The organism is Streptomyces sp. NPDC002671 (assembly GCF_053592475.1).
In genome coordinates this window covers 170742-194689 of record NZ_JBSFVU010000016.1, presented here as the reverse complement: position 1 = coordinate 194689, position 23948 = coordinate 170742, and the positions used below count along the sequence as shown (strand labels likewise).

Here is a 23948-nt window from a genome sequence, read left to right as displayed (position 1 = left end):
GGGGTTCCGTCAGCCGTGCAGGACCCGGTGGATCGCGTCGATCTGGTCGCGCACCATCCGTTCCGACACCGCGGCCTCGGTGATGCCGGTGCAGGCGTGGAAGGTGCCGGGATAGTGGTGCAGTTCGGTCGGTACGCCCGCCTGTATGAGCCGGGCGGCGTAGCCGAGGTCCTCGTCGCGCAGCGGGTCGAACTCGCAGCTCGAGATGAAGGTGGCGGGAAGCCCCGTCAGGTCGTCGGCCCGGGCCGGTGCCGCGTAGGGTGAGACGTCGGTCCGCTCCGAGCCGTCCTTGCCGCCCAGATAGTGGTGCCAGCTCAGCAGCGCGGCGCCCCGGTCCAGCACCGGTGTGTCGACGAAGGCACGGGCGGACGGGGTGTCCAGCCGGTCGTCCAGCGTCGGAAAGCTCAGGCACTGCATCCGCAGCGGCAGGCCGCGGTCGCGGGCCAGCAGGGCCAGCCCGGCGGCCAGCGCGCCGCCCGCGCTGTCACCGGCCACCCCGAGCCGGTCGGGATCCGCACCCAGTTCCGGGCCGTGCCGGACGACCCATTCCAGTACGGCACAGCAGTCGTGCAGACCGGCCGGGAAAGGGTGTTCCGGGGCCAGCCGGTAGTCCACCGAGAACACCATGACCCGAGCCTGCTCGGCGATGCGCAGCACAGCCGAGTGGTTGGTGTCCAGGTCGCCGCTGACCAGCCCGCCCCAGTGCATGTACACCAGGCCCGGTATCGGTGCGGTGACTCCGCGCGGCCGGTAGACGCGCACCGGCACTGCGGGGGCGCCGGGCGGCCCGGGCACCCTGCGGTCCTCCACTTCCACCGGCTCGACGGGCCGGTACACGGGTAACTGTGCGACCAGCGAGGTCAACTCGGCCCGGGCCCGGGCGACATCGTTGTAGTCCGAGGGCTTGAGCTGCGGTGCCCAGGGGGCCAGTTCGGGGTCGTACAGGTAAGCCATCAGCTTCCTCTCGCACGGATTCGGGAGGTGCTCCTCGCATCCGCCTCCTGGGACGGCTCGGAGCACCTGCGCTTGATCCATTCTCCCCCGGTTCCCGCCGCTGTGGCGGAGAACCGGCAAGCCGGGTGTCAGCTCGGCGCGAATGCCGACAGCGGACAGCTGGGTCCGTGTCGTCGGGGGCTCCGAGCGGACGGACGTCGTCACGGTCGACGGGGTGAACCTCTAGGGGGGCGGGCAACTGTAGCGGGCCCGGCTCACGACGGGGGAGGTCCGTCGGCCGGGGCCGGGGGCAGCGCGAGATGGGCCAGGTCGCCCGGCGGGGGAGTGGTGACCGGCCACAGGGGAGCCGCCTCTCCGTCGGCCAGCGCGGCCGGGGCGTCGGTGAGGTTCATGCGCTCGCGCAGCCGGCCGTAGAAGTCCATCGGGCCCAGCCGGGCGGCCTTGAGCGGGCGTGGGGCCGCGTACACGCCGATCCAGTCCCCGGGGCCCAGGACCCCGCGCAACTGGCCGTCGATGGTCACGGCGGCCTGGCCCGAACGCTCCAGCACCCGTAGCCCGATGGGCTCGTCGGGAGCGGCCACGACCGAGCGGTTGAACACCATGTGCGGGGCGACCGGCGTGAAGATGAGCCCCTCCGCGCGTGGCGAGACCACCGGACCGCCCGCCGCGAAGCTGTACGCCGTGGACCCCGTGGGTGTGGCCACCAGCAGCGCGTCGGCGGAGTACGACGCGAGCAGCCGGCCCGCGAGATAGACGCCGACCAACACCTGACGGTCCCGGGCGAGCTTCTCCACGACGATGTCGTTCAGCGCCGTGACGTTCAGGGCGACGCCCCACTCGTCGCCCGTCTCGCACTCCGTGCGCACCCGGGGCGGCGGCAGCATCGGCCCGCGCCCGTACCGCAGCAGCGTCTCCATCTGCGCCGGCACCTCCAGCCGGCAGGAGGCGCGCATGGTCAGCAGCATCCGGTGCTCGACCGTGATCTGCCCGGCCCGTACGGCGTCCAGTGCCACGCGCACCGCCGAGGCCGGCACCTCCGTCAGAAAGCCGACCCGGCCCAGGTCGACGCCGAGGACCAGGGCGTCATGCTCGGCCGCCAGCCGGGCACCGCGCAGAAAGGTGCCGTCGCCGCCGAGCGTCACGATCAGGTCCGGATCGCCCGCGGCCTCGACCTCCTCCAGGGCGCTGTGCCGGGCGCCCACCTGCCACACGTCGATGTCGGCACATCCCACAGCATGCTCCGTGCACCACTCGCGCACGGTCCGCGCGGCGGCCCCCGCCTCGGCCCGCCCACCGTGCACCACCAGGCCGACACGGTTCACCGCCATACCCGCCTCCGCCTCGCGACCGGCTGCTCCGCCCGCCATCCTCGCCGCGCGCCCCACCGCCCGGCACGCGCCACGCCGCCGGTTGCCGCGACCGGACGCGCCGATGGGAACCCAGGCGGCGCTGGTCCGGATCGCCCAGCTCTGGCTCCTGGGCCCGCTCCGGCCGTGGACGGGACGAGGCGAGACCGGCATCCATCGGCCTCCCGGGAGGGTCTGACGGGCGATAACCTTGGTTGGCCGGGGGCGCGAGCAGGCCGGCCGACCCGGGGAGAACGAGAGTGGTGGAAGACAGACGGCGCCCGGCCCTGGTCGGGCGGCAGCGGGAGACGGAGCTGCTGACCGCGGCCCTGGCACAGGCCGAGACCGGTGCGGGCGGCTCCGCGGTGCTGCTGCGGGGCGATGCCGGCGTCGGCAAGAGCACGCTGCTGGCCTGGGTGGAGCGCGAGGCGCGCGAGCGGGGATTCACCGTCCTGCGGGCGGTCGGCACCGAGGCGGAGACCGACTTCGCGTTCGGGGCACTGCACCAGGCCGTCTGGTCACTGCTCCAGCGAGCCAGTGCCCTGTCCGCCCACCAGCGCGAGGCCCTGGACAGCGCGCTCGGTGTCCGGGCCGGAACCCCGAGCGGGTTCGCCGTGGGTGCCGCCGCCCTGGCGCTGCTGGACGAGGCGGCGCAGAGCTCCCCGGTGCTGCTGCTCCTGGACGACCTGCACTGGATCGACTCGTCGAGCGCGACAGTCTTCGCCTTCCTCCGCCGGCGCTGTGCGGAGCTGCCGCTGGTGATCGTCGGTGCCAGCCGCCCCGACGGCTCTGCGGCGCAGACGTGGTCGGCCGAACCCGTCGACGTAAAAGCCCTGTCCCGGGCGGACGCGACCCTGCTGCTGGGCACCTGCTACCCCGAGCTGGCTGCGAACACCACGGACCGGGTCCTGGCGGAGGCGGCCGGCAACCCCCTGGCGCTGGTGGAGCTGCCCCGGCAACTCGCGGACGCCCAGCGGCGGGGGGTCGCCCCGCTGCCGGACCGGCTGCCGCTGGGGCAGAGACTGGAGCGGATGTTCGCCGAGCGACTGGGATCGGTGACGCCGGAGGCCGGCCGTCTCCTGCTGATGGGCGCGTTGGCGACCGGTACGGACTTCAGTAGCCGGGTGTGGCTGCGCGCCGTCGGGGGCGATGACGTGCGGGACACCCTGGAGCGTATCGAGGCGGACGGATTCGCCCGGCTCGATGCCGGCGGACGGCTGGTGTTCCGGCACCCCCTGGTCCGCACCGCGGTGATCTCGGCGGCCTCGGACTCGGCACGGCGCGAGGCCCACCGTGCCCTTGCCGACTCCCTCGCGCCGGACGACCCCCGGCGGCTGGTCCACGAGGCGTCGGCCGCGCTCTTCCCGGAGGAAGGCCTCGCGCACCGACTGCAGAAGGTCGGCCGTGGCCTCGCCCTCCGCGGCGGTGACGCGGAGGGAGCGCTCCTGCTCGAACGCGCCGCCGCCCTCAGCCCCGATCCCGCCGACCGCGCCCGCCGACTCACCTGGGCCGCGGTGATGGCGGCCCGCGGCGGGCAACTGCGACACACCGCTGCCCTGGTGGAGGAACTGAAGGCCGGCACGGTCCCACAGGATGTCGCTCCGCTGTTCGCCTACGCGGTGGTCTACGCCGACCAGAGCCACCACATCGACTTCGAGTCCTCCGCCGCACTGCTGCCCGCGGTTCTCGACACGCTGACGGCGCAGGGCGCCGACACCTTCGGCGGGCTGGTCGAACAGGCCTACTTCAAGCTGCTGTTGGCCGCCACCTACACGGACGCCCCCTGGGCCTGGCGAGCTCTGGAGCGGCACCGGGAGAACGTCTCCGAGGCGGGCCGGCTCTGCCTGCGGGCCTGGACCGACCCGGGCTCGGGCGTCGCCGAGGCGCTACAGGCGGTGACCGCGGGCATGACGCAGGAGCAGGAGGCAGGCGCGGCCTGGCTCCTGCTGTGGACCGCCTCGGCGCTCGACCGCCCCGAGGCCGACCTGTGGCAGCGCTCCACAGGGCTGCACAGCTACGCCACCCAGGGCTCGGTGGCCAAGGCCAAGTGCTACCAGGACTACCTGCTCGGGCACTGGGACCAGGCAGCCCTCTGTGTGCGCGAAGCCGAGATCGCGGACGAACTCGGCTATCACTGCAACGCCTTGATGTTCCGCCTGTACTACGCCCACTTCCTGGCCGGGCGAGGCGACGAGGCCGGACTGCGCGAGATCGAACGGACCATCAGGCCGACGGCCACCCGCGCCCGGATGCGGTTCGTCCTCGACCGGCTGGCTCACCTGCGAGGCCTGGCCGCCCTCGCCCACGGACGCTACGAGGAGGCGTACGCGCTCTTCGGTGAGCTCACCCCGCCCGGTCGGCTGCCCAGTGGCCCGCCCTGGCATCACGCGCTGGTCTTCGACCTGGTGACGGCCGCCGTGCACACCGGCCGGCGCGAGGAGGCACGGGCACACCTCGTGGCGGCGCGGGCCGGGCGTTCCGCTGAGATCTCCGGCCGGCACGCCTTCCTGCTGGCGGCTGCCACCGCTCAGGCCGCCGAGGACGACGATGCCGAGGCCGCCTACCGTGCCGCGTACGCCGTGCCGGGTGCCGCGCAGTGGGTGTTCGACCTCGCGCGACTGCGGCTTGCCCACGGCTCTTGGCTCCGCCGTCGCCACCGGCCCGGGGCCCGGGAGGTGCTGCGCGCGGCGCACCACGTGTTCCGTCGCCTCCGGGCCGATCCCTGGACGCGGCGGTGCGAGGAGGAGCTACGGGCCGCGGGCGACCCGGTGGCACTGTTGCCGGGCGTACCGGCCCCGGAGGCGGCCGGGTTGACCGGCCAGGAGCTGCGGATCGCCCGGCTGGCCGCCACCGGCCTGAGCAACAAGGAGATCGGCCAACTGCTCCAGCTGTCGCCCCGTACCGTCGGGGCGCACCTTTACAAGGTCTTCCCGAAGCTCGGCATCACCTCGCGGGCCGCGCTCGCCCGCGCCCTCGGCACCGTCTGACCTGCCGGGGCGCCCGGCCGACCTGTGCTCCCGGTGCACCGGGCCGGTCCCGCAGCGCACCGCCGCAGCCCGACAGTCAGATGACCTAACAGGCCTTCCGGCCTGCGGATCAGGCTGACGTCGCAGGGTTGCGGCGGAAGGGCAGTCAGGTGGGCTTGCAGGTGACGACCGCGTCGGTCCCGGACGACGAGAAGGCGGCGTTCTGGAGTGGGGCGATATCGCGGACGCTGGTGCCGGTGGAGGTGGTCCCGCTCGCCGGGCGGCCGTTCGAGGGGCTCCTGGCGTCGCATCGGCTCGGGTACGTCCGGATCTCGACGCTGGAGGCGGATGCGGCGCGGGTCTCCCGTACGGCGGCGCTGATCGCCCGGGCCCCGCGGACCGAGCCGCAGGTCGGGGTTGCGGTGCAGGTGTCGGGTCGGGCCGTGCTGGAGCAGGACGGGCTCCGGGCAGAGGTGCCGGCAGGCGGGCTCGTCCTGTACGACACGGCGCGGCCGTACTCCGTCGACTACCCGGAGCGCTTCCGCACCCATGTGTTCCACCTGCCGCGCCGGTTGCTGGGCGTGCCGGAGCGCGAGCTGCGACAGGTGGCGGGGACGGCCGTCACCCCGGCCGAGGGGTGCGGGTCCGTGCTGCTGCCCTTCCTCAGCACTCTCGCCGCTTCCGCACACTCCTACTCCGCCCCGGTCGGTGACCGACTGGCCGGCAGCGTCGCCGACCTGCTGAGCACCCTCGTCGCCCAGCTGACCGCCGCGCGGACGGCCGGCGGGCCCGGCGCTCCCGACGACCACCTGGTCCGCCGGGTGCGGGAGCACATCGACCGTCACCTGTGCGATACGGAACTGTCGCCCGAGACGATCGCACGGGCTCACCACATCTCCGTGCGGTACCTGCACCGGCTCTTCGAGAGCGAGGGGGTGACGGTGGGCCGGCTCATCCAGCAGCGCCGGCTGGACGCGTGCGCCCGAGAGCTGGGCCGCCGCGGTCGTACCGCACCGACGGTGTCGGCGGTCGCCCAGCGGTGGGGCTTCGTCAACCCGGCGCACTTCAGCCGGGCCTTCCGGGCCGCCTACGGAGTCTCGCCGCGCGAGTGGCGCGCGCTCCGGACCGCGGACGCCTGCTGACGATCCGCTCGCTGGCGGCCGAAATCCGTGCACGGACAGGACACCGTGGCCGCCATCCCGGCAGTACGGTCGACCGGCGTGTGCGCGGAGTGGGAAGGCGCGCCCGGCATTGCGCCCGGCGCGCACCGGGTGCCCGCCACGGTGCGCGCCGTGCGTCGTAGTGCCCGTCCGATCACGCCAGGAGCGAAGAGTTGTCCGACACCACCCCCTCGCACGGCCGACGACCGGTGATCGACCGGGCGCTCCAGGAGTTCCTGGACGCATCTGCCGGCAAGGCGGCGACGGAATTCCCGGACCTCTCCCTCCTCGCCCCGGACGACGCGTGGGACGTCGCCGCGTCGGTCGTCGGGGAGCCGGACGATCCGTACGGCACCACGGCGGAATGGCTCGCCCTGCCCTGCGGACCGACCGGGCGGGTGCACGTTCAGGTGACCAGACCTGTCGGCGCCCCAGAGCCGAGCCCCGTAGTGCTGTTCCTGCCCGGCCTCGGCTGGTCGCTCGGCGACACCGCCTCCTACGGCCGCCTGATCCGGGAGTTCGCCCTGGGAACCGACGCCGCCGTGGTGTACGTGGATTACGCCCGGGCACCCGCGGCCCGCTATCCGGTGGCCCTCGAGCAGTGCTACGCCGTGGCCCGGTGGATCCACGCGCACGGCCACGAGATCGGACTGGAGGGAGACCGGATCGCCGCCGTCGGCGACTCCGCGGGGGGCAACCTCGTGGCGGCCCTGACGTTGCTCGCCCGGCAGCGTGGGGACGTACGGCTGGTGCACCAAGTGCTGCTGTGTCCGGTGACCGACGCGGACTTCGACACCCCGTCCTACCGTCGGTTCGCGACGGGGTACTTCCTGCACCGCGACCACATGCGCCGGTTCTGGGACGACTACCTGCCCGACGCGCAGCGGCGGCGGGAGGTGACCGCCGCGCCACTGCGGGCCACCTTGGACCAACTCGCCGGGCTTCCCCCGACGCTCGTGGTCACCGCCGAGGCCGACGTGCTGCGGGACGAGGGCGAGGCCTACGCGGCCAGGCTCCGCGTGGCGGGCGTTCCGGTGGTGGCCACGCGCTACCAGGGCGCCGTGCACGGCTTCCTCCTCCTCGACGCGCGCCATCCCACCGGCACCGCCCGGGCAGCGCTGATCCAGGCCGTCGACACCGTGCACGTGGCCCTGCACCGCCGCTCCTGGTGAGGCCGGGTAACCGTTCCTGGTGAGGTCGGGCGACGCGACGCCGGCAGGTGGATTTCCTCCTGCGGTTCTTCCTGGTCCGGGGCGGCGGCTCGCGGTGTGATGGAGCGGGCGGGAGGTGGGGGACCCGGGCCCGCCCGACAGCCCGTGACACCGGACCGGCTGGTCCGGTCTGCCCGACAGCCGTCCGAGGAGCGCTGATGTCCGTCGTTCTCGACACCGCCCCGGTACCGTCCGCCGAACGAGCCGAGTACTGGCACGAGGCGGTCTCCCACACGTTCATCCCGTTGGACGTGTCCCTGCTGGAGAGCGCGCCCGCCGCCGCGACCATCACCAGTCAGCGCCTCGGTGCCCTGCAGGTCTCCCTGGTCCAGGCCGGTCCGCAGCGGGTCGTCCGCAGCGCGGGCCTGATCGCCCGGGGCGGGGAGGACCATCTCACGCTGGCGCTCCAGCACCGGGGCACCGCCCGGCTCGTGCAGGACGGCCGCCAGGTGCTGCTGCGGCCAGGCACCTTCGCGATCTCCGACGCCGGGCGGCCGTTCGCCAAGGAACTGCCGGAGCCCTTCGTCTTCACGGCCTTCCACTGGCCGCGCTCCGCGGTGGGTGTGTCCGACGAGGACCTGCGGGTGCTCACCGCGACGGCCTTCGACGCCGGCAGCGGCACCGCCGCGCTGGTGGCCGCCTATCTGGAGCGCCTCGCCCGGTCGGCCGGCTCGCTCGAGCCACGTGTCGCCGGCCGGCTCGCCACCACGGCCCTGGACCTGCTCGCGGTGCTCGCCCACGAGCACCGGGGGCGGTCGGTCCCGGACGCGCCCGAGGCGGCCCTCGCCACACTGGCACGCGTCAAGGACTACATCCTGCGCCACCTGGGCGACCCGGGCCTCTCGCCGGAGCGGATCGCGACCGCCCACCATGTGTCGGTGCGGTACCTGCACAAGATCTTCCACTTCGAGGGCGTGACCGTGACCCGTTGGATCCAGCGCCAGCGTCTGGACATGTGCCGCCGGGACCTGGCCCGCCCGGCGGCGGGACCGGCGACCGTGGCGGCGGTCGCGGGCCGCTGGGGGTTCGTGAGCGCCAGTCACTTCAGCCGGGCGTTCCGGGCCGCCTACGGAGTCTGCCCGCGCGAGTGGCGGGCGGGCAACGGGACGGGCCTCACCCCGGGCCCCGTCCAGCTGCGGCTTCCGGGCGGCAGGCCCGGGGAGACCGCCTCCCCGTCCGGACACGGCGTCGCAGCGTGACCCCGGGCCCGGCGGCCGGACGGTCCGTCAGCCCGAGGCCGTGCCCGTCCAGCCGGTCAGCAGCGCGTTCGCCCCGGCCTCGTGGACGGTGTCGCCGACGGCTCCCCGGCTCCGGTGCGCGCACGGGAGTTGTGGTGGCCGGTCACGCGAAACTGGTCGGCGGCGACAGCCGCCCGGCGGCAAGGCCCTCAAGGCTGGCACGGGCTTCCTGCACCAGGTCCGCGGGGATGCGGTCTTCGAGCGTGAGGACGGTGCGGTACTCGGTGGCGGCCTCGGTGTCGTCACCGAGGTGAGCGAGCGCATGTGCCAGATGGAGGTGGAGCGTGGCTGCGTAACGGTGATAGCCGCGGGTCTCGAACTGCCCGCGGATGGAACGCAGGGCGTCGACTGCCTCCGCCCAGTGCCCGAGGTTCATGTGGACCAAGGACACGTGGTAGGTGGCGATCAGCGTGGTGAGGCCCCGCACGCTCTCCGGTATGCGTTCGGCGTAGCGGGGGTCGTTGAGGACGTCCATGACCTCCTGGTGGGTCGCGATGGCCTCCTCGATGCGGCCGGCTTTTTGCAGCAGCCGGATGCTCACGTTGCAGGCCGGGAGGTAGTTGTTGACCTCGTCCGCCTTGATGAAGAGGTCCATGGCCCGGCGGCAGTGGTCGGCGGCTGATGAGACGTCACCGACGGCATCCTGCGCCACGCAGAACCGCATGTGCGCCCGAGCCTGCTGGACCAGGTCCCCGCAGGCTTGGGCGAGGCCGAGCGCGGCGGTGGCGGCGGTGACCGCATTCTCGTGGCTGCCCTCGCACACCAAGTAGGCCCAGGCGAGGTCGTTCAGATGGCTGGCCTCCATCGCAGGCTCGCCGAGGGCCGATGCGGCTCGGGCGGCGCGCTCGAAGACCTCGACCCAGTGGCCGGCGGACACCCAGTTGTCGGAGACCAGGTGCATGGCTGCGGCGGTCGAGCTGACCGCGGCGTGTTCGCCGCTTTCCGCGGCCTCGCGGAAGGCGGCCAGCCAGTTGTCGCGTTCCGCCTTGAGCCAGCCCATGGCCAGCTCGGGGTTCTCCAGTGTGACCAGCCGCTCGGGGTCCGGTGGCGGCGCGCCGTAGTCCGGTTCGTGCCAGCGGCCGGCGGTGACGGCGGTGTCGAGCAGCCAGGAACGGAGCCGGGAACGAGAGGCGTCCGACTCCGCCTCGCCCTCCTCCCGGCGATGCTGGGCCCTGGCGTAGAGGCGCAGCAGGTCGTGGAAGCGGTAGCGGTCCTCGCGATGGGTCATCAGCAGGCCGGCTTCCAGTAGCTCCTCCAGCAGGTCCTCCGCCTCGAACAGGGAGACCCGCGCGAGGACGGCCGCCAACGGGATGCTGAAGTCCGGTCCCGGGACCAGGGACAGCAGCCGGAACATCCGGGCGGTCGGCGGGGCGAGGCGCGAGTAGGACAGTGTGAACGCTGAGTTGACGCGCAGGTCACCCGCGCTGAGCGAGTCCAGCCGGCGGTCCTCGTCGGTGAGCCGGGTGGCCAGTCGTTGCAGGCTCCAGCTCGTGCGGGTGGCAGCCCAGTTCGCGGCCACGCGCACGGCGAGCGGCAGGTGGCCGCACAACTCGGCGACCAGGCGGACAGCCTCGGGCTCCGCGTCCGCCCGACCGGCGCCGACCACGGCACGCAGCAGGGAGCTGGACTCCTGCGGACTCAGTGAGTGGAGCTCGACGTGCTGTACTCCCTCGAGCCCGGCCATGGTGTGACGACTCGTCACCACGACCAGGAGCCGCCCTTCGCGCGGCAGCAGAGGCCTGACCTGGGCCTCGCTGCCGGCGTTGTCCAGGATGAGGATCCCGTGGCGCCCGGCTGCGGTCACCTGGTAGCGCGCAAGACGTTCCTCGGGGCTCAGCTGTACCAGGTCCAGGTCGCCCGCACCCCACGCGCCCAGCAGGCGCATCACCGCGTCCTGCGGTGACAGCGGCTGCGCGTCCAGTCCCTGCATGTCCAGCAGGAACGCCCCGTCCGCCAGCTCCGGCGCGAGCTGTTCGGCCAGCCGGACGGCCAACGACGTCTTGCCGCTGCCTGGTGCGCCGAACACCACCGCCGCCGGCGGGGCCATGGTGCGATCGGCCGCCGAGGCCGACATGGTCCGGTGTGCGAGGTCCCGCAGCACAGCGAGTTCCGCCTGCCGCCCGACGAAGTCCCGGACGCCTCTCGGCAGCGCGTGGGGCCGCGCCTCGACGGCAGCCGAGGGCTTGCTGCCCGCGCGGCCGGCGCGGGCGACCGCCAGCAGTCGGGCGTGCGCTGCCTCGTCCAACGCGAGGCCCTGCGAGATCGCGGTGACGGTTCCGCGCTGAGGGCGCAGACTCCGCCCCCGCTCCATGTCGCCGATCGCGCGCCCCGAAACGCCGGAGGCCTCTGCCAACTCCTCGATCGTCAGGCCACGGGCTTGCCGCAGCTCCCGCAGCATCCGACCGAACCGCGTCCCGCTCTCGTCGTCCATCCCATTCCCGCCCGTCCGCCCGGCGGGCCCGCCGAGGTCTTCCGGCCCATTCATACAGCTACGGAGAGTGCAAGTAAAACCTTCAACTGAACCTTCGAAGAACAGTGGTCGGGCCAGGTCGCCGACGGGTGCGGTGAGAGGTGCGCGGCTCGGCCGGAGCGAGTGCGCCGTCGGGACCGGCCTCCCGCCTGCGCCGTACCTGTTCGACCTGGGCCCGGCCCAGGGCCGCGAGACGGTCGACGAGGTGCAGTCCGGTGCGATGGCCAAGCCGGAGGTCGACGAGGAGGAGTGGATCGAGGTGGCCGGCGGCCCGACCGGCCGGGTCCGGGCCATCGTGCGCCCGGCCGCTCCGACGGCGTCGATGGGTGCCGACAAGGTCCGGCCCAAAGCGGTGAGTTGATACTCGACCCGCTACGGCGCTCCGGGATGTGCGTGCCGTGCGCTCGGCGGTGAGTTGGGCGCCACATCTGGCTCGAAGCCTGGCTTCCGGGCAACGAGGTACCGCACGATGCTCGATGACCTGGTGTTGGAGACAAAGAGTTCATTCTGGGTGCGAATATTGGCGCGCAGTACCTCGAAGTTCCCAAGCTGGCCGGGCGGGGCAGCCTCCCATGAGCATGGTCATCGACCACAGGACGACGGTCGCGCTGCCGGCGGGCAGGGTCTCGTAGTCACGGGCCAGGCGGCGTGAGCGCATCAGCCGGGCCAGGGTGCGTTCGACGACCCACCTGCGGGGCAGCACGACGAACCCGCTCCGGTCGTCGCTGCGTTTGACGATCTCCAGGGTGGGCTGCCGTGTCTTGCAGGCCCAGGCGACAAGTGGGCGAACGTCACCGAGGTGCGGTCGGGTAGTACGTCCACGACCTGACCGGCCTCGACGTCGACGAGCACGGTGCCGTAGGTGCAGCCCTTACGGAAGGCGAACTCGTCCACCCCCAGCACCCGCGGGGCGCGGGATTGAACCGGCGGCGCTGTCAGCAGCCGGAGCAGCCGGGTCAGGCCCGCGGCCAGCCGCAGGCGATGGCACAGTCGTGCCGCCGGACAGCCGCCCAACTCCACCGCGATCGACCGCAACCATTGCGTCAGCCCGGTGCTGGAGCGGCGGTGCCGCTCGGTCAAGCCCGGCACCTGCTCGACGAACGTCCTGCAGGAACACCACTTCCGGTCGCAGAAGTACCGGCGCACCCGGAGCCGAACCACGACCCGGCGCGAGCCCAACGGCCGCTCATCCAAGCTGCGTTGATACGAACTGTGTACCCGTCTCGCCTGCTTCCGGCAGCCCGGACAGCGGCCCGGTCGACCGATGGATACCGCCTCCACCACCAGGGTGCCGGAGGAGTCGCTGACCCGCTCCACGCGCACGCCGAGCCCGGGAAACAGCCCCGCTCATTGCCCCCAGTTGATTGCGCAATGAACGAACGCAGCATGGTCGCAGCCCAGTTGCCCAGCTTGAGGCACCGGCTCCGAGCGGGAGGTGCGCTACAGGCAGGGCGTTCGTCCACGGCAGCGACTACTCCAGCCAAGCACCGTCACGCATGATGACCCTGCCGCTCAACTCCGGCTCTCCGCGCCAAGCACGTACCACCTTCGGCATTATGCGTAGATACACAAAGGGGCCGTCCTCCATGCGCGGGTCCCAGCCGAACTTGCCGGCGAATGCGTCCGCTGCGTCCGTCGGCACGTCCTGGTCCGTGAAGCACTGCGCCGCCCCTTGGAGCAGCACGACATCGAAGGTGTCCGGTAGTGACAGGCGCACCCGCGGGTCCTTGCGTACGTTCCGCACCGTCGCGGACGTCGCGGACGTGCACACCCAGACCGCTTCCCCGTCCCATGCGAACCACAAGGGGACCTGATGGGGGCCGTGTTCGGGGTGAGCTGTCGCCACCCAGGCATCCCGCTCCGTGGCAAGGCGGTCGAAAGTCTCGCGCCTACGTTCGGCCACCGAGCGGTGAACGACTCTTCTGTTCTGCATAGCCGCCGACGCTAGTCAGCAAGATCGGAAAGCACATGGGGCTGTGGCCCTACATCCCTTGACCGATATCCACGTTGGTCTCGGATGGGAACGAAGGCGAGCAGGTCTGGGGAACCTGTGAGCGTGGGGTGGGGAGATTCAAGGTTCTGTCGGCGATCTCGTGAATGCCAAGGTCAGGGCCGCGCCATGATGCGGGCTCGCAAGAGCGCGAAGGACGCGCGACCGTACACGCTTCTCTTGAGGAGCTTGACCCTGCAGACATGCCCTTCGACCACGCCCGAGCTGTATGCGAGGGTGAGTCCGGCGGTGACGGCGTCGAGGTCCTGGCGGAGGAAGCCGGCGAAGGACCGGATCGACGGCTGGCCGCATCGTTCGCCCTGCCGGATCCACTCGGTGAGGAGATGGCCGCGGCGGTTTCGGGCCAGGTCGGTGAAGGCGCGGGCGAGGTTGCATGCTTCGGTCACGTCCGGGCAGGCCAGCCGGACGCGTTCCAGCTCAGCGGCCTGACCAGGCGAGAGCTTCTCGCGTGGCCGCATGATCCATCCGCTGATGGTACGCGGGCTCGGGATCGGTGCGGGGGCCGGGACCGCGGTGCCGTCGCGCAGGGTTCGCACGTAGCGAGAGAGCGTCGAGTAGCCACCGGAGAACCCGCGAGGTTGCCGGTCCGTGTTCGAATAGCCGATCAGCCTGACCCGGGGAAACGCGTAACCGTGCTCGGTGACAAGGGTGTTGGCGCCCACGACGTCCTGCACCTGCTTGCCGTCGCCGCGCGCCCCGAGCCGTACGAACGCCACATCCCACGGCGCGTCCTTCGTGTGCCCGCGATCGTAGTAGCGCTGATCGATCCAGACCTGGCTGCGCCCTCTGGAGTCGGTGTCCACCGGGAAGATCCTTGAGCCCATGCAATGGCCCGCGGTCAGCACGATGTTGTGGTGCGGGCTGTTGATCACACTCGCAGTGCAGAAGTAGGAGCCGCTGCCCCTCTGTACATACATCCTGCCGATCATCGGCAGCCCGCCGAAGTGCAAGCCCCTTGGGCCGACCCCGGCATGCTGTGACAGGGACCTTCCCGTGTTCGGAGACGGGGCACCGGCCGGTGCCGGGCGCTGGCCGTCCGGAAGCGGCTTCGCCTCGGCCATGCGCCGGTCAGTCCAGAACCGCTGCGCCGCCGCGGCGGTCCAGCGGAGCGCCGCCTGCGCTTACTCCTACAACGGACAGACGGTCCGTCAGGACGGCACCCGCTCGTACTACGACGGCAAGGGCGTCCCCTGCGGCATCAAGTCCACCAGCGACGACTACAGGTACACCATCAGGTGGGATGACGGCTCGATCCACCACGTACGGGGTGTCCAGGGCAAGGGGTCCTACACCGGCACCCAGGGCGACTCCGGTGCCCTTGTCTTCGCGGTCAACGACAGAACCCACCGCCAGGCGCGCGGAATCGTCTCCGCCGGCGACGGTCCGCGGGAGATCGAGTGGACGGAGGCCACTGACATCCTCCGCAACTTCGGCCTGAAGCTGAACCCGCACCAGTAACCCGGCACCGCCGCGATGGGCACCACAGAGCTTCCACCCGGAGCCTGTGGTGCCCCTCGCATCTGTGGGCGGCATCGCGCGCCGCACCGTCACCGGCGGCCCGTCGAACTTCCTGGCCGCAAGGCCCCAACCGGACGGGTGAGTTGTTCGTGATACCGGGTGAGGGGATCGGAGGGGATGTTGGCCGAATGGTCGAGGCTTCTGTCCGAGCTCGCGCAGGAGCGCGGCGCGGAGCTGAACCGATATGGCTTCCTGCTGTGCGGCAACCGCGCGGAGGCCGCCGACCTGGTTCAGGAGGCACTGGTACGGGTCTTCTCCCGGCCCCGCCGTGCGTGGGAACTGGGGGAGGCGGAGGCATACGTACGCCGCACGATGCTCAACCGCTACCTGGACCTCCATCGGCGCCGAACCCGTTGGATCCGCGCGCTTCCGCGACTCGTGTCATCGGCGCCGGTCGCCGACCACAGCACGGACGTCATGCACCGGGTCGACCTCATGGACGCCATGCGCGGACTGTCGCCGAGGCAGCGGGCGTGCGTGGTGCTCCGTTACTACGAGGACATGTCCGCCGCGGACATCGCGGTGCGGCTCGGCTGCGCTGAGGGGACAGTCAAGCGTCATCTGAGCGACGCGCTGGCACGGCTGGGCGCCCAGTTGCGGCCACCCACACTTCAGGCCGCGGAGGAAAGGCTGGAGACATGAAGCCCGAGGACCTGCGCGAACAGCTGCTGGCTGCCGCGCAACGCACACCGCCGCCGGAGATCGACACCGAGCTCGTCCGGACCCGGGTGCGCCGGCGCAGGCGCGCCCGGTACACCGCCGTGGCCGGGGCAGGCCTGGCCGTGGCCGCCGCAGTGGTGCTGAACACACTGCCGTCCGACTCGACACCGGAGACCAAGACACCGATGGGCTCGCTGCAGAGCCAGCCTTCGGCGACGACTGGCGCAGTTCCGGGGCTCCCTGATCACACCTGCGGCGCCAGAATCCCGGCGAGTACCGGCCGCGGAGCAGTGACCGTACGGATCTCCGATGTACGCGCGGCCCCGGACGGAGCCCCGCAGGTCACCTACGCGGTGAACTCGACTGCCCCGGCGGTCCTGTCTGGCGGGCCACTGGTTCTCGTCCTGAAGGACGGCCGGGTCGTGGCCGGTCAGGAGCCGTCCGGACCGGCATCCGAGAACACCACGAACCAGGTGACCACTACCCCCGACCACCCGCACCGCGCCCGGCTCGCGCCGGTGTCGGGTCGCCCCTGCGCGGGAACCACTTGGAGCTCGGTGTGGAAGGACGGCTACGAAGTGGCCGTCGTCCTCGCCGCCCAGAATGCCGCGCCCTCCGGCAGCCGGGTCCCCGATTCATTGATCGTCGCCCGTGCCCCCCTGGCCGGATGAACGCTCCTCACCACTCTCGACACCTCACGACCTTACGGAGGAACCCATGCGCCGCACCCTGCTGCCCGCCGTTCCCGTCCTGCTGCTCGCCCTCGCCGGATGCGGGGGGAACTCCGACGCGGTGAACGGTGATCCGGCCCACCCCGCCCCGACCACCACCTCCCCGCCGCTGAAGCTCCAGGACCGCTCCCTGCCCTGCGGCAGCACCATCGAACCCCCAGTCGTCGTCAGCGGCCCCGGCGAATCCCTGCGACTGACCGTCACGTCCCTGCGGCGCCAAGGCTCCACCCTGCGGACCACCTACAAGATCACCTCCCACGACCGAACAGAGGCACTCAGCCTGCCGATCGTCGATGTCCCGCCCACGGCCCTCCTGCTCAAGCACGGCGTCATCGCCGGTCGCCAGAAGCCGGTCGCCCACACTGGTCCGGTTCGCCTGTCGGCCCTCCTGTACCCCGTCGGCCGACGCCCCTACACCAAGACCCTGACGGTCGACAGCCTCTGCCGCGGCACCACGTGGTCCGACGTGGACAAGCACCCCAGCGACTACCAGGTGGTCGTCGTCATGTCGGTCCAGTCGCAGGGACCGCCCTCCGACGCCACGCCGGCAGGTGGTGTCCACCAGTTGCCGCTCCTCGAAGCCACCCGCGACATCTCCACGAAGAGCCAGTGAACGCGACAGACACACCCCGGTGATGGGCGAGACCGGCAACGGGCTGATGCGTACGTCCCGCGAGTTCATGGCGCGGGAGAGCAGTGTCGCCTCCGCGATTCTCGGCCAGCAGGTGGACCTGACCGACGGGATGGGCGATCCCGCAGCGGACTGCTCGGAGAGCTTCCTCGGGCTGGGGCAGGAGCTTCCGGAGGTCGTCGGCGACACCGCGTGGTACGACCAGTACGCGCCCGCCGAAATGAGTGACCGTTTCCGCGGCTCGCCGAAGAAGCTGCGGGACGTGGCGGGTACCTGGCGCCGGGGCGCGAAGCTGGTGACGCGTTTTCTGGAGGACGCCCGGGCGTGCGCTCACACCGCTGACAAGGCCCACTCCGGCCAGGCCGCTGACGCGTTCCGCAGCTACTTCAAGGGCTTCGTCGGCTTCGCCGCCCCGCCCGAGCAGGCTCACCCCGACGAGCCGCTGGTCGCGAATCTCATGGCTGCCTGCACCCAGCTCGCCAAGACGTGCGACCGGTACGCCGACCACGTCGAGTCGGCCAAGGTGAAGATCGCCGACGACCGGGCGAACATCTTCCACGTGGAGATGCCCTGGGACTCGCCCATGTTCGGCGGCAACGGTGACGACGGCGGCCTCCTCGACGCCGTGCTGGGTGATCCGTGGTTCCACCGACTCGGCGATGTGGCTCACGCCCTGGACGATGCGTCGTACAAGGGCGGTCTGCCCGGCGTCGTACCCGCCGCCTACCGGGACCCCGACTCCAACGTTCCGTACAAGGCTCTGCTGGTGCCGGTGACGGGCACCACCCAGTTGCTCAACGCCGCCGACCGGAAGGCGTTCGTGACGTGGGTGAACACGCTGCGGCCCATGGGATTCGGCGGGAAGGGCACCGACCCGACCGATCCCGCCAACGCCTACCAGCTGCGCACCGCCGGCTATCCCGAGCGGCTTATCCCGCTGCCCGCCGACGCCCGGAAGGGCGCCATCGCAGCGGACGGGATGCGGCCGGACGACGGATACACGGATACATGGTCGACGCCAGGACGCCTCCAGCTGTGGACCTCGACGAATACCAGACGACCTACCTGCTCTACGCACCCGCCAAGAACCCCGCCGGCTGGAACCTCGACCTGGCCGCCTTCGGAGCCGCGCTCGACGCCGCGTTCCCCGACGTCCGCTACGAGACCCGGCAGGGCCGTCAACTGCGGCTCTCCTTCTGGGCCGTGACGCAGGACGGAATCGAGTTCACCGGCTTCGCCAGCAACGAGGGCCGGGACACGGTCGTCCTCACGGACAACACCGCCGACGAAGCGGCCGTCTTCATCGCCTGGCTCCGTGACTCATTCCTGCCCTCACCGGACTTGATCCGCTTCAGCTCCGAGCCCGCGGTGGAACGGGGGCTCGAGACGGACTGGCGCATGCCCGCGGCCGCGGACACAGCGAGCATCGCCGAGGAGCTGAAGCATCACATCCAGGTGGTCGAAGGCTGACCGGCGGGCGGTGCGGCCTGCGAGCGCGTGACGTCGTGCCAGTCGTATGACGGGGAGCGGGGAGTCACCGCTCAGGTGTTGGGCTTGGCACTGCTGGCCACGACGTATGTCACCTGGTACCCATCGGACCAGCCCGATCGAGTGCTCCAACGCGTAAAACCTGACGCCAGGCACCTGGCCTTGTAGAGTCTTAAGAAACAAGTTGTGCTTCAAGTTGTGCTTCAACTTGGCACAACCGGTGTGTGGGGCCGCGCCCTGCCAGGCGCGACCCCACGGTGGCCCATCCGCGAGTACGGGCCGACTGACCGCTCAAACGGTCAGCTTGTGTAACCAGTGGCTCAGCTACAGGTTGTGCTGGTTGTTCCACCACGAGCTGACGGCAGCGCCAATGACGCGGCCGAGCAGCCCGAGCAGGAACGCCTGCACGGCCTTGGCTGAGCCCTTTTCTTTGCGGCGCTTCCCGACGTACATACACATCCTCCGGAGCATCCGTGTGTGCAGCAGATCGCTGCGAACTTTGACGCTGATGCCCTGAGTTGTGCGGTGACCGTTGGTCCACATCGCTACGTCGAAGATACGGCCCGTTAGTGATCAACTCACCTGCGATCAACAAAAGTTCAGCCCGTTAGGGGAAGAAAATCTGACCGGCGGCGGAATGGGCGCCCGGGATCTGGGTATCTGGCGCCCCTGGTGGCTCCTTGGGCGGGGCTGGTCCGGAAATGGTCCGGATCTTGGGACGCTGGGGAGGGGCACTGCCGTCGACGCCTGCCTCGGGGGCCGCCGTACCCGCGACATCGCCCGCGCCCACAGCGTCCCGGTCCGGTGTGGCGACATGCTGGAGACCGGCTTAGGCCGCGCCGCCCTCACGGCCCTGCCGGGCTGCGCTCTCCCCGGCGGCACCTTCGCCTCCCATCGGCGCTCGCCGTGAAGTGCCACCGCAGTGGCGGCCCAGCACCTCGCGGGGAAGCGAAGGCCGGCCGCCTCCCCGGCCGAGCCGCGCCCGGCGGTGTGCAGGGGACAGGCTGGGCGGGACGCTGGGCCGTCCGATCCACCTGGTCGGCCGGACGGGCCGGCTACCGCGCTTCGCGCAATCGCAGTTACTCAGCGCGGCCCCCCGGGGTGCCCAGGACGGGCGGGGGAGAGGATGCGACGCTGGAGTGAGAGGGGCCCGCGAGTGGAGGTCCGAGTGCGTCTCATCCGGTCCGGGGCCCTCTCCTTCGGCCTGGCGACCATGTCCCGGTGCGGCTCAATGGACGCGACGCAGAATTGTGCGGTCAGTCTGTGAGCCCGCCGGCCGGGGCACCACTCACCGAGCGTCGCCAGGCGGCGTTACCGCGTGGATCCGGCCCGCCGGGACCAGGACCGCGCGACCAACCCGGAAGGCAGGTGCGTCCCATGCGCACGTCGACCCGTATCGCCGGTGCCCTCACCGGCCTGACCCTCACCTTCGGCGGTGCGGTCCTCGCCGCTCCCGCGGTCCGGGCGGACATCCCCGCCTGCACACAGATGGCCGAACTGGCCGGTGCCACCGCTTCCGACTCCGTCACAGCGGCCTGCAGCCGTGGCGTGGTCGGAGACCTGCAGGGTTGTGTGACCGGGCTGACCGGGGCCGGAGTGGCGGGCGGCGCCGCGACCGGTGCCTGCCGGGCGGCGGCCCACGAACCGCGTTAGAGAACCGCGCGCGGCAGCCGCCCGCCGGCACCGGTCGGAGGCAGGTACGGCCCGTCTCCTCCTCAACCCCCGGCCTGCCCGGACACAACGCGGCCCCGGTGGGCAGCCTCGACGCCAAGGAAATCGACGTCGCCCCGCTCCTGCCGACGCGCGCGCGGCGTACCGATGCGGCCGGTCGAGGTCGGTGACGTCATGCCCTCTCCGGGGCCGGGCAGTCACCGCCCGGGCGCGGCGCCCAGCCTCGCCTCGCAGGCCTCATGCGGAGCGCCCATGCTGAGTAAGAGGGCGCCGTCGTCTTGAGACTTGTCCTTCCCGAAGGCCGAGCGAAGGCGCCTGAGAGGAGGAGGAAGTCATGCGCATGCGCAGAATCCTGGGCCTCGCCCTGGCCGCGGCAACCCTTGCCGGCGTGAGCGCCGTCGGCGCTGTCAGCGCCGGGGCCGCCTCGTCTCCGAACATCTCCAGAGACGACTGCACGGCCGCCGGCGGACAGATCGTTGCACGCCCCTACGACGGCTACGTCTGCGCGCTGCCTGACGGGACCACGCAGGCGATCACTTGACCGGTCGGCGCACGGCTGGGCAACCAGTCCGGCCGGTGCACCCGGCGCGGTGGGTATGGGGTGACGGCCCCCGGTCCACCGTTGGGTGGATCGCCCGCGCCCGTCTCGACACCGCGGCACTCGCGATGGTGGACGCCGACTGTCTCGAAGCCAAGGCCGTCACCGCTTCGAGACGGTCCGCGCCGTCCTGAACACCGCGCTCGCCGCCGTCCTGAACGGCCTCGGCCAAGTCGTCATACAGTGACCGACGAGGTCGTTCGCATTTCCTAGCTGTATTGATTTCGGATTTCCCAGCTGTATTGATCACGAGCGTTGTTGACACTCGGCAGGTCTTGAACAGGCGCAGAAGGCCCTTTGCCGATGCCCTGATTCATCCCCACCGTGGAAGAGGTCCAGCAGGTCATCCCGCTCCACCAACCCGTCTGAGCCAAGGCCGACCCCGCCGGCATCGCCAACCGGCACACGGCCCACGGCCCTCTCCGGGGACCTACGAGACGGCGCCGTAACAGCACACGACCAAGGAGCCGACCGGCACGGTGCACCCGCCGGTCGGCTCCGTCGTGCTCCTCGACGACCCCGGGGATGACTCCGTCGTTCGGCTCATCAAGGGCACCGGCTGCAACGCCGAAAAGGACCAAGAGGAGTCGCCCCACCCTCGCGTTCCGGTACGCCTCCGCGCCCCACGCCGCCCCGATGACGGCGGTCCCGTACCCCGGCCGACAGGCCCGGAGGAGATCCCGCATGCGCGTCTTCCTGCCCCTGACCGCCGTCACCACCGCCGCGCTCCTGCTCGTCACGGTCACCGGCGCGACTCCCGCCGCAGCAGACCGGAACCCCGACGGCACACCACTGGTCAAGGTGTCCCAGGGCGACCCGTACGCCGACTGCACCATCGGCGCGAGGTCCCCCGACAGCGTCGTCTACCCGGGCACCGAGGTCGAGCCGTACCTCTCCGTCGATCCGCGCGACCCGAAGCGCGTGGTCACCGTGTTCCAGCAGGACCGCTGGAACGACGGCGGTGCCCGCGGCCTGGCGGCCGGCTGGACCAGGGACGGCCGCACCTTCCACCGGAGCACGCTGCCGTTCAGCCTGTGCGCCCCCGGCGGCGCGGACTACGAACGGGCCACCGACCCCTGGGTGAGCACCGGACCGGACGGCACCGTCTACGCCGGCGGAGAGGGCGTCGACTTCACGAAGAGCACGCGGACCGCCCTCCTGGCCGTCACCTCCCGCGACGGCGGCCGCACTTGGCAGAACCTCACCACCACGCACGTCGACGAGCAGCCGTTTTTCAACGACAAGCCCTCACTCACCGCCGACCCGATCCGCAAGGGCACCGCCTACCAGGTCTGGAACCGCCTCGACAACGACCCACCCGGCCCCAGCTCCCTCGACGGTCCCGGCTACATCTCCCTCACCCGCGACGGAGGCCGCACCTGGAGCAAGGCCCGGCCGTTCGTCGACACCAGCACCGTGCCCAACACCCAGACCATCGGCCATCTGATCGTCGCCGACCGGCGCACCGGCACCCTGTACGACTTCTTCGACCGGATCACCTACTCCGACGACCTGAGCACCGTCGTCGAAGCCCGCTACGAGGTGGTCACCTCGACCGACGCCGGAGAGACCTGGAGCGCCCCGGTCACCGTGGCCCGGGACACCTCCGTACCGGAGGTCGACCCGAACGACCCCACCAAACTGCTGCGCGACGGGACCACCCTGCCGAGCCCGGCCGTCGACCCCAAGACAGGCACGCTGTACATGGCCTACGAGGGCTCGGACTTCTCCGGTGGGAAGTTCGACTCCGTCCAGCTTGTGCGGTCCACCGACGGCGGACGCACCTGGGGGACCCCGGAGCTGATCAGCCCCGAGGGCGTTCCGGCCTTCTCACCGTCGATCGCGGTCGCCGAGCGGGGCACGGTCGCGCTCACTTACTACGACCTGCGCTTCCTCAAGCCCGGCAACACCACCACCCTGCCCACCGCCTACCAACTGGCCACGCTGCAGCACGGAAACCCGAAGCTCCGGACCGAACGACGGATCTCGCGGGTCTTCGACTGGCTGCAGGCGCCGTTCGCCGGGGGCTACTTCCTCGGCGACTACCAAGGCCTGGTGGCAGACGGCAAGGGAGTACGGGCGGTGCTCACCGAGACCCACTCCGGCGCACCACAGAACCGTACGGACGTGTACACCAGCAGTCTCCGCACCCGCTGACCGACACGGACGCCGTCGGCCGCCCCGACCGCCGACGGCTGCAGACAGGCCTCGGACCCACTCCGTGACCACGTTGGGCGGGGAGGTTTGGCCGCGTCCCGCCCGGCGGGGCGGGCCTGCTGCCACGATGTCCGCCGTCTCCACGGGCCGCCCCTGGTCGCTGTAGTACGTCCGCCGGATGTGCGTGACGAGCGCGGCCTTCTGGATGCCGAGCAGTGATGCCTCCTCGACTGTCGCCTGCCTTGGCTCCGGCTGCTCCACGGCGTGGCTGACGGTGACCCCGAGAGTGCCGGCGGTGAGGTCGTACGGCTCCCAACTCGTCGACAGCTGCACTGGCCTGCCGTCCGCCAGGAACTCGTACGTCGTCCGGACACACAGCTCGCCCTCGGCGATTCCGAGCCCGGGCCGACTCGGACCTAGCGTGCCCGACGGGTCGGCACAGTCCCTGCGACTCTCCCGGCTACGCTCGCGCGGGAGCGCCCCGCGGCGCGTGGCTGCGGGGCGCCTTGTGGGGTTTAGTCGACCTTCTCCCCGTCGTGCGTACCGCCCTTGCAGAGGTTGTCCGCCAGATCGGGCGTTCCGCCGCCCTGCCTGCACTCAGAAGGGGTGACGTAGGATGGGGCACCCTGTGCGGTGGCGGCGGTGGCGGTGGCGGCGCCTGTGAGGCCGAGTCCGGCGAAGGCTGCCGTGGCGATGACGGCGGCGAGGATTCGTCGAATGCGCATTTGGTTCCCCTTTCACGCATTGCCTCGGTTGGGGCACTAGTCAGCTTGATCTTCACCCATGTGGGTGGCACGTCATGTTGCGCCATTCGGGTGACATTGCTGTCGGGTGCGGGGTCGGTGACGCGACCCGTCGGACAGGCACGGCATCACCCGGCACCCGGACGCGTGCAGGAGGTCGAGCACGCCCGAGGCGAACGCGGAGGTGGGGTCGTAGCCGAACACGAGCTCACGCGCGGGTCGTCGCGCAGCAGTGCGGGCAGCGCCTCGAGTACGCGCACCGTCGAGGTGACGGTGCGGGCGGCGGCGACGAGAGTCCGCTCGGCGGGGAGCGTGCGCCACCGGTGGGCGTCGGGGCCTATCGGTGGCGCGGAGGACAGAAACGGGCGTGGGCGTGGGCCCGGGCGTCGGTGCGG

At 71.4% G+C, this 23948-nt stretch carries 21 protein-coding genes and 4 pseudogenes; 14 read left to right on the top strand and 11 right to left on the bottom strand.

Annotation, left to right across the window (positions count from 1 at the left end; genetic code table 11):
• Window positions 1-9: 9 nt before the first annotated feature.
• Window positions 10-954 carry an alpha/beta hydrolase gene (locus ACWD35_RS25180; protein ID WP_451353543.1) on the bottom strand — a complete coding sequence of 315 codons (945 nt, stop codon included), beginning with the start codon at window positions 952-954 and terminating at the stop codon, window positions 10-12.
• Window positions 955-1208: 254 nt separating this feature from the next.
• A complete protein-coding gene (locus ACWD35_RS25175) occupies window positions 1209-2282 on the bottom strand; it encodes an NAD(+)/NADH kinase (protein WP_451353542.1) in 1074 nt (357 codons plus the stop codon).
• A 278-nt stretch (window positions 2283-2560) separates the two neighbouring features.
• Here ACWD35_RS25175 and ACWD35_RS25170 point away from each other — a divergent pair, with 278 nt between their 5' ends.
• The 4 genes from ACWD35_RS25170 (at window position 2561) to ACWD35_RS25155 (ending at window position 8836) form a co-directional block, all read left to right on the top strand.
• The gene (locus tag ACWD35_RS25170) at window positions 2561-5287 is read left to right on the top strand and encodes a BREX system ATP-binding domain-containing protein (protein ID WP_451353541.1); all 2727 of its coding nucleotides are present in this window, start codon (window positions 2561-2563) and stop codon (window positions 5285-5287) included.
• Between the two features lie 161 nt (window positions 5288-5448).
• On the top strand, window positions 5449-6408 hold the full coding sequence (locus ACWD35_RS25165) for an AraC-like ligand-binding domain-containing protein (protein ID WP_451353540.1): 960 nt from the start codon (window positions 5449-5451) through the stop codon (window positions 6406-6408).
• A 191-nt stretch (window positions 6409-6599) separates the two neighbouring features.
• The gene (locus ACWD35_RS25160; RefSeq protein ID WP_451353539.1) at window positions 6600-7598 is read left to right on the top strand and encodes an alpha/beta hydrolase; all 999 of its coding nucleotides are present in this window, start codon (window positions 6600-6602) and stop codon (window positions 7596-7598) included.
• Between the two features lie 197 nt (window positions 7599-7795).
• Window positions 7796-8836, top strand: a complete 1041-nt coding sequence (locus tag ACWD35_RS25155; protein WP_451353538.1) for a helix-turn-helix domain-containing protein — start codon at window positions 7796-7798, stop codon at window positions 8834-8836.
• A 142-nt stretch (window positions 8837-8978) separates the two neighbouring features.
• On the opposite strand, the gene ACWD35_RS25150 is transcribed toward ACWD35_RS25155, so the two are convergent.
• Window positions 8979-11306 (bottom strand): helix-turn-helix domain-containing protein, encoded by a 2328-nt coding sequence (locus ACWD35_RS25150; RefSeq protein ID WP_451353537.1) that lies wholly within the window; start codon window positions 11304-11306, stop codon window positions 8979-8981.
• A 193-nt stretch (window positions 11307-11499) separates the two neighbouring features.
• Here ACWD35_RS25150 and ACWD35_RS25145 point away from each other — a divergent pair.
• Window positions 11500-11670: pseudogene (locus ACWD35_RS25145) on the top strand (esterase); the annotation flags it as partial.
• Window positions 11671-11847: 177 nt separating this feature from the next.
• On the opposite strand, the pseudogene ACWD35_RS25140 reads toward ACWD35_RS25145, so the two are convergent.
• From ACWD35_RS25140 to ACWD35_RS25125, 4 genes and pseudogenes are all read right to left on the bottom strand, one after another.
• Window positions 11848-12093 (bottom strand): annotated as a pseudogene (locus ACWD35_RS25140) (transposase); the annotation flags it as partial.
• Window positions 12003-12626, bottom strand: coding sequence for a transposase family protein (locus ACWD35_RS25135; protein ID WP_451353563.1), 624 nt, complete (start codon window positions 12624-12626; stop codon window positions 12003-12005). The gene ACWD35_RS25135 and the pseudogene ACWD35_RS25140, both read right to left, overlap by 91 nt.
• Window positions 12627-12816: 190 nt before the next feature.
• Window positions 12817-13278, bottom strand: coding sequence for a pyridoxamine 5'-phosphate oxidase family protein (locus ACWD35_RS25130; protein ID WP_451353536.1), 462 nt, complete (start codon window positions 13276-13278; stop codon window positions 12817-12819).
• A 173-nt stretch (window positions 13279-13451) separates the two neighbouring features.
• Entirely contained in the window at window positions 13452-14285 is an 834-nt protein-coding gene (locus ACWD35_RS25125; RefSeq protein ID WP_451353535.1) for a transposase, read from the bottom strand.
• 64 nt (window positions 14286-14349) lie between these two features.
• On the opposite strand from ACWD35_RS25125, the gene ACWD35_RS25120 reads away from it, so the two are divergent.
• From ACWD35_RS25120 to ACWD35_RS25095, 6 genes are all read left to right on the top strand, one after another.
• A complete protein-coding gene (locus ACWD35_RS25120; protein WP_451353534.1) occupies window positions 14350-14814 on the top strand; it encodes a hypothetical protein in 465 nt (154 codons plus the stop codon).
• 177 nt (window positions 14815-14991) lie between these two features.
• On the top strand, window positions 14992-15516 hold the full coding sequence (locus ACWD35_RS25115) for a sigma-70 family RNA polymerase sigma factor (RefSeq protein ID WP_451353533.1): 525 nt from the start codon (window positions 14992-14994) through the stop codon (window positions 15514-15516).
• The gene (locus tag ACWD35_RS25110; RefSeq protein ID WP_451353532.1) at window positions 15513-16205 is read left to right on the top strand and encodes a hypothetical protein; all 693 of its coding nucleotides are present in this window, start codon (window positions 15513-15515) and stop codon (window positions 16203-16205) included. Before ACWD35_RS25115 ends, ACWD35_RS25110 begins: the two co-directional genes overlap by 4 nt.
• 46 nt (window positions 16206-16251) lie before the next feature.
• On the top strand, window positions 16252-16878 hold the full coding sequence (locus ACWD35_RS25105; protein ID WP_451353531.1) for a hypothetical protein: 627 nt from the start codon (window positions 16252-16254) through the stop codon (window positions 16876-16878).
• 22 nt (window positions 16879-16900) lie between these two features.
• On the top strand, window positions 16901-18103 hold the full coding sequence (locus tag ACWD35_RS25100; RefSeq protein WP_451353530.1) for a WXG100-like domain-containing protein: 1203 nt from the start codon (window positions 16901-16903) through the stop codon (window positions 18101-18103).
• Entirely contained in the window at window positions 18100-18366 is a 267-nt protein-coding gene (locus ACWD35_RS25095; protein WP_451353529.1) for a hypothetical protein, read from the top strand. The genes ACWD35_RS25100 and ACWD35_RS25095 overlap by 4 nt, the downstream gene beginning before the upstream one ends.
• Window positions 18367-18708: 342 nt before the next feature.
• Here the strand turns inward: ACWD35_RS25095 and ACWD35_RS25090 are convergent, their stop codons facing one another.
• Complete coding sequence (locus ACWD35_RS25090) at window positions 18709-18837, bottom strand: hypothetical protein (RefSeq protein WP_451353528.1); 129 nt, start codon at window positions 18835-18837, stop codon at window positions 18709-18711.
• 924 nt (window positions 18838-19761) lie between these two features.
• Here ACWD35_RS25090 and ACWD35_RS25085 point away from each other — a divergent pair.
• The 3 genes from ACWD35_RS25085 (at window position 19762) to ACWD35_RS25075 (ending at window position 22810) form a co-directional block, all read left to right on the top strand.
• A complete protein-coding gene (locus ACWD35_RS25085; RefSeq protein ID WP_451353527.1) occupies window positions 19762-20037 on the top strand; it encodes a hypothetical protein in 276 nt (91 codons plus the stop codon).
• Window positions 20038-20389: 352 nt separating this feature from the next.
• Complete coding sequence (locus tag ACWD35_RS25080) at window positions 20390-20596, top strand: hypothetical protein (protein WP_451353526.1); 207 nt, start codon at window positions 20390-20392, stop codon at window positions 20594-20596.
• Between the two features lie 741 nt (window positions 20597-21337).
• Complete coding sequence (locus tag ACWD35_RS25075) at window positions 21338-22810, top strand: sialidase family protein (protein ID WP_451353525.1); 1473 nt, start codon at window positions 21338-21340, stop codon at window positions 22808-22810.
• Window positions 22811-22933: 123 nt separating this feature from the next.
• Here ACWD35_RS25075 and ACWD35_RS25070 read toward each other — a convergent pair.
• The 3 genes and pseudogenes from ACWD35_RS25070 to ACWD35_RS25060 form a co-directional block, all read right to left on the bottom strand.
• Window positions 22934-23407 (bottom strand): annotated as a pseudogene (locus ACWD35_RS25070) (UTRA domain-containing protein); the annotation flags it as partial.
• Entirely contained in the window at window positions 23326-23535 is a 210-nt protein-coding gene (locus ACWD35_RS25065; RefSeq protein WP_451353524.1) for a hypothetical protein, read from the bottom strand. The gene ACWD35_RS25065 and the pseudogene ACWD35_RS25070, both read right to left, overlap by 82 nt.
• A gap of 141 nt (window positions 23536-23676) precedes the next feature.
• Window positions 23677-23894: pseudogene (locus ACWD35_RS25060) on the bottom strand (hypothetical protein); the annotation flags it as partial.
• Window positions 23895-23948 lie beyond the last annotated feature (54 nt).

Coding starts and splice junctions, on each gene's coding strand:
- ACWD35_RS25080 (WP_451353526.1), top strand. CDS start 20,390: ATGCGCATGCGCAGAATCCTGGGCCTCGCCCTGGCCGCGGCAACCCTT.
- ACWD35_RS25155 (WP_451353538.1), top strand. CDS start 7,796: ATGTCCGTCGTTCTCGACACCGCCCCGGTACCGTCCGCCGAACGAGCC.
- ACWD35_RS25090 (WP_451353528.1), bottom strand. CDS start 18,837: ATGTACGTCGGGAAGCGCCGCAAAGAAAAGGGCTCAGCCAAGGCCGTG.
- ACWD35_RS25075 (WP_451353525.1), top strand. CDS start 21,338: ATGCGCGTCTTCCTGCCCCTGACCGCCGTCACCACCGCCGCGCTCCTG.
- ACWD35_RS25150 (WP_451353537.1), bottom strand. CDS start 11,306: ATGGACGACGAGAGCGGGACGCGGTTCGGTCGGATGCTGCGGGAGCTG.
- ACWD35_RS25085 (WP_451353527.1), top strand. CDS start 19,762: ATGCGCACGTCGACCCGTATCGCCGGTGCCCTCACCGGCCTGACCCTC.
- ACWD35_RS25180 (WP_451353543.1), bottom strand. CDS start 954: ATGGCTTACCTGTACGACCCCGAACTGGCCCCCTGGGCACCGCAGCTC.
- ACWD35_RS25100 (WP_451353530.1), top strand. CDS start 16,901: ATGGGCGAGACCGGCAACGGGCTGATGCGTACGTCCCGCGAGTTCATG.
- ACWD35_RS25065 (WP_451353524.1), bottom strand. CDS start 23,535: ATGCGCATTCGACGAATCCTCGCCGCCGTCATCGCCACGGCAGCCTTC.
- ACWD35_RS25175 (WP_451353542.1), bottom strand. CDS start 2,282: ATGGCGGTGAACCGTGTCGGCCTGGTGGTGCACGGTGGGCGGGCCGAG.
- ACWD35_RS25130 (WP_451353536.1), bottom strand. CDS start 13,278: ATGCAGAACAGAAGAGTCGTTCACCGCTCGGTGGCCGAACGTAGGCGC.
- ACWD35_RS25110 (WP_451353532.1), top strand. CDS start 15,513: ATGAAGCCCGAGGACCTGCGCGAACAGCTGCTGGCTGCCGCGCAACGC.
- ACWD35_RS25105 (WP_451353531.1), top strand. CDS start 16,252: ATGCGCCGCACCCTGCTGCCCGCCGTTCCCGTCCTGCTGCTCGCCCTC.
- ACWD35_RS25125 (WP_451353535.1), bottom strand. CDS start 14,285: ATGATCGGCAGGATGTATGTACAGAGGGGCAGCGGCTCCTACTTCTGC.
- ACWD35_RS25115 (WP_451353533.1), top strand. CDS start 14,992: ATGTTGGCCGAATGGTCGAGGCTTCTGTCCGAGCTCGCGCAGGAGCGC.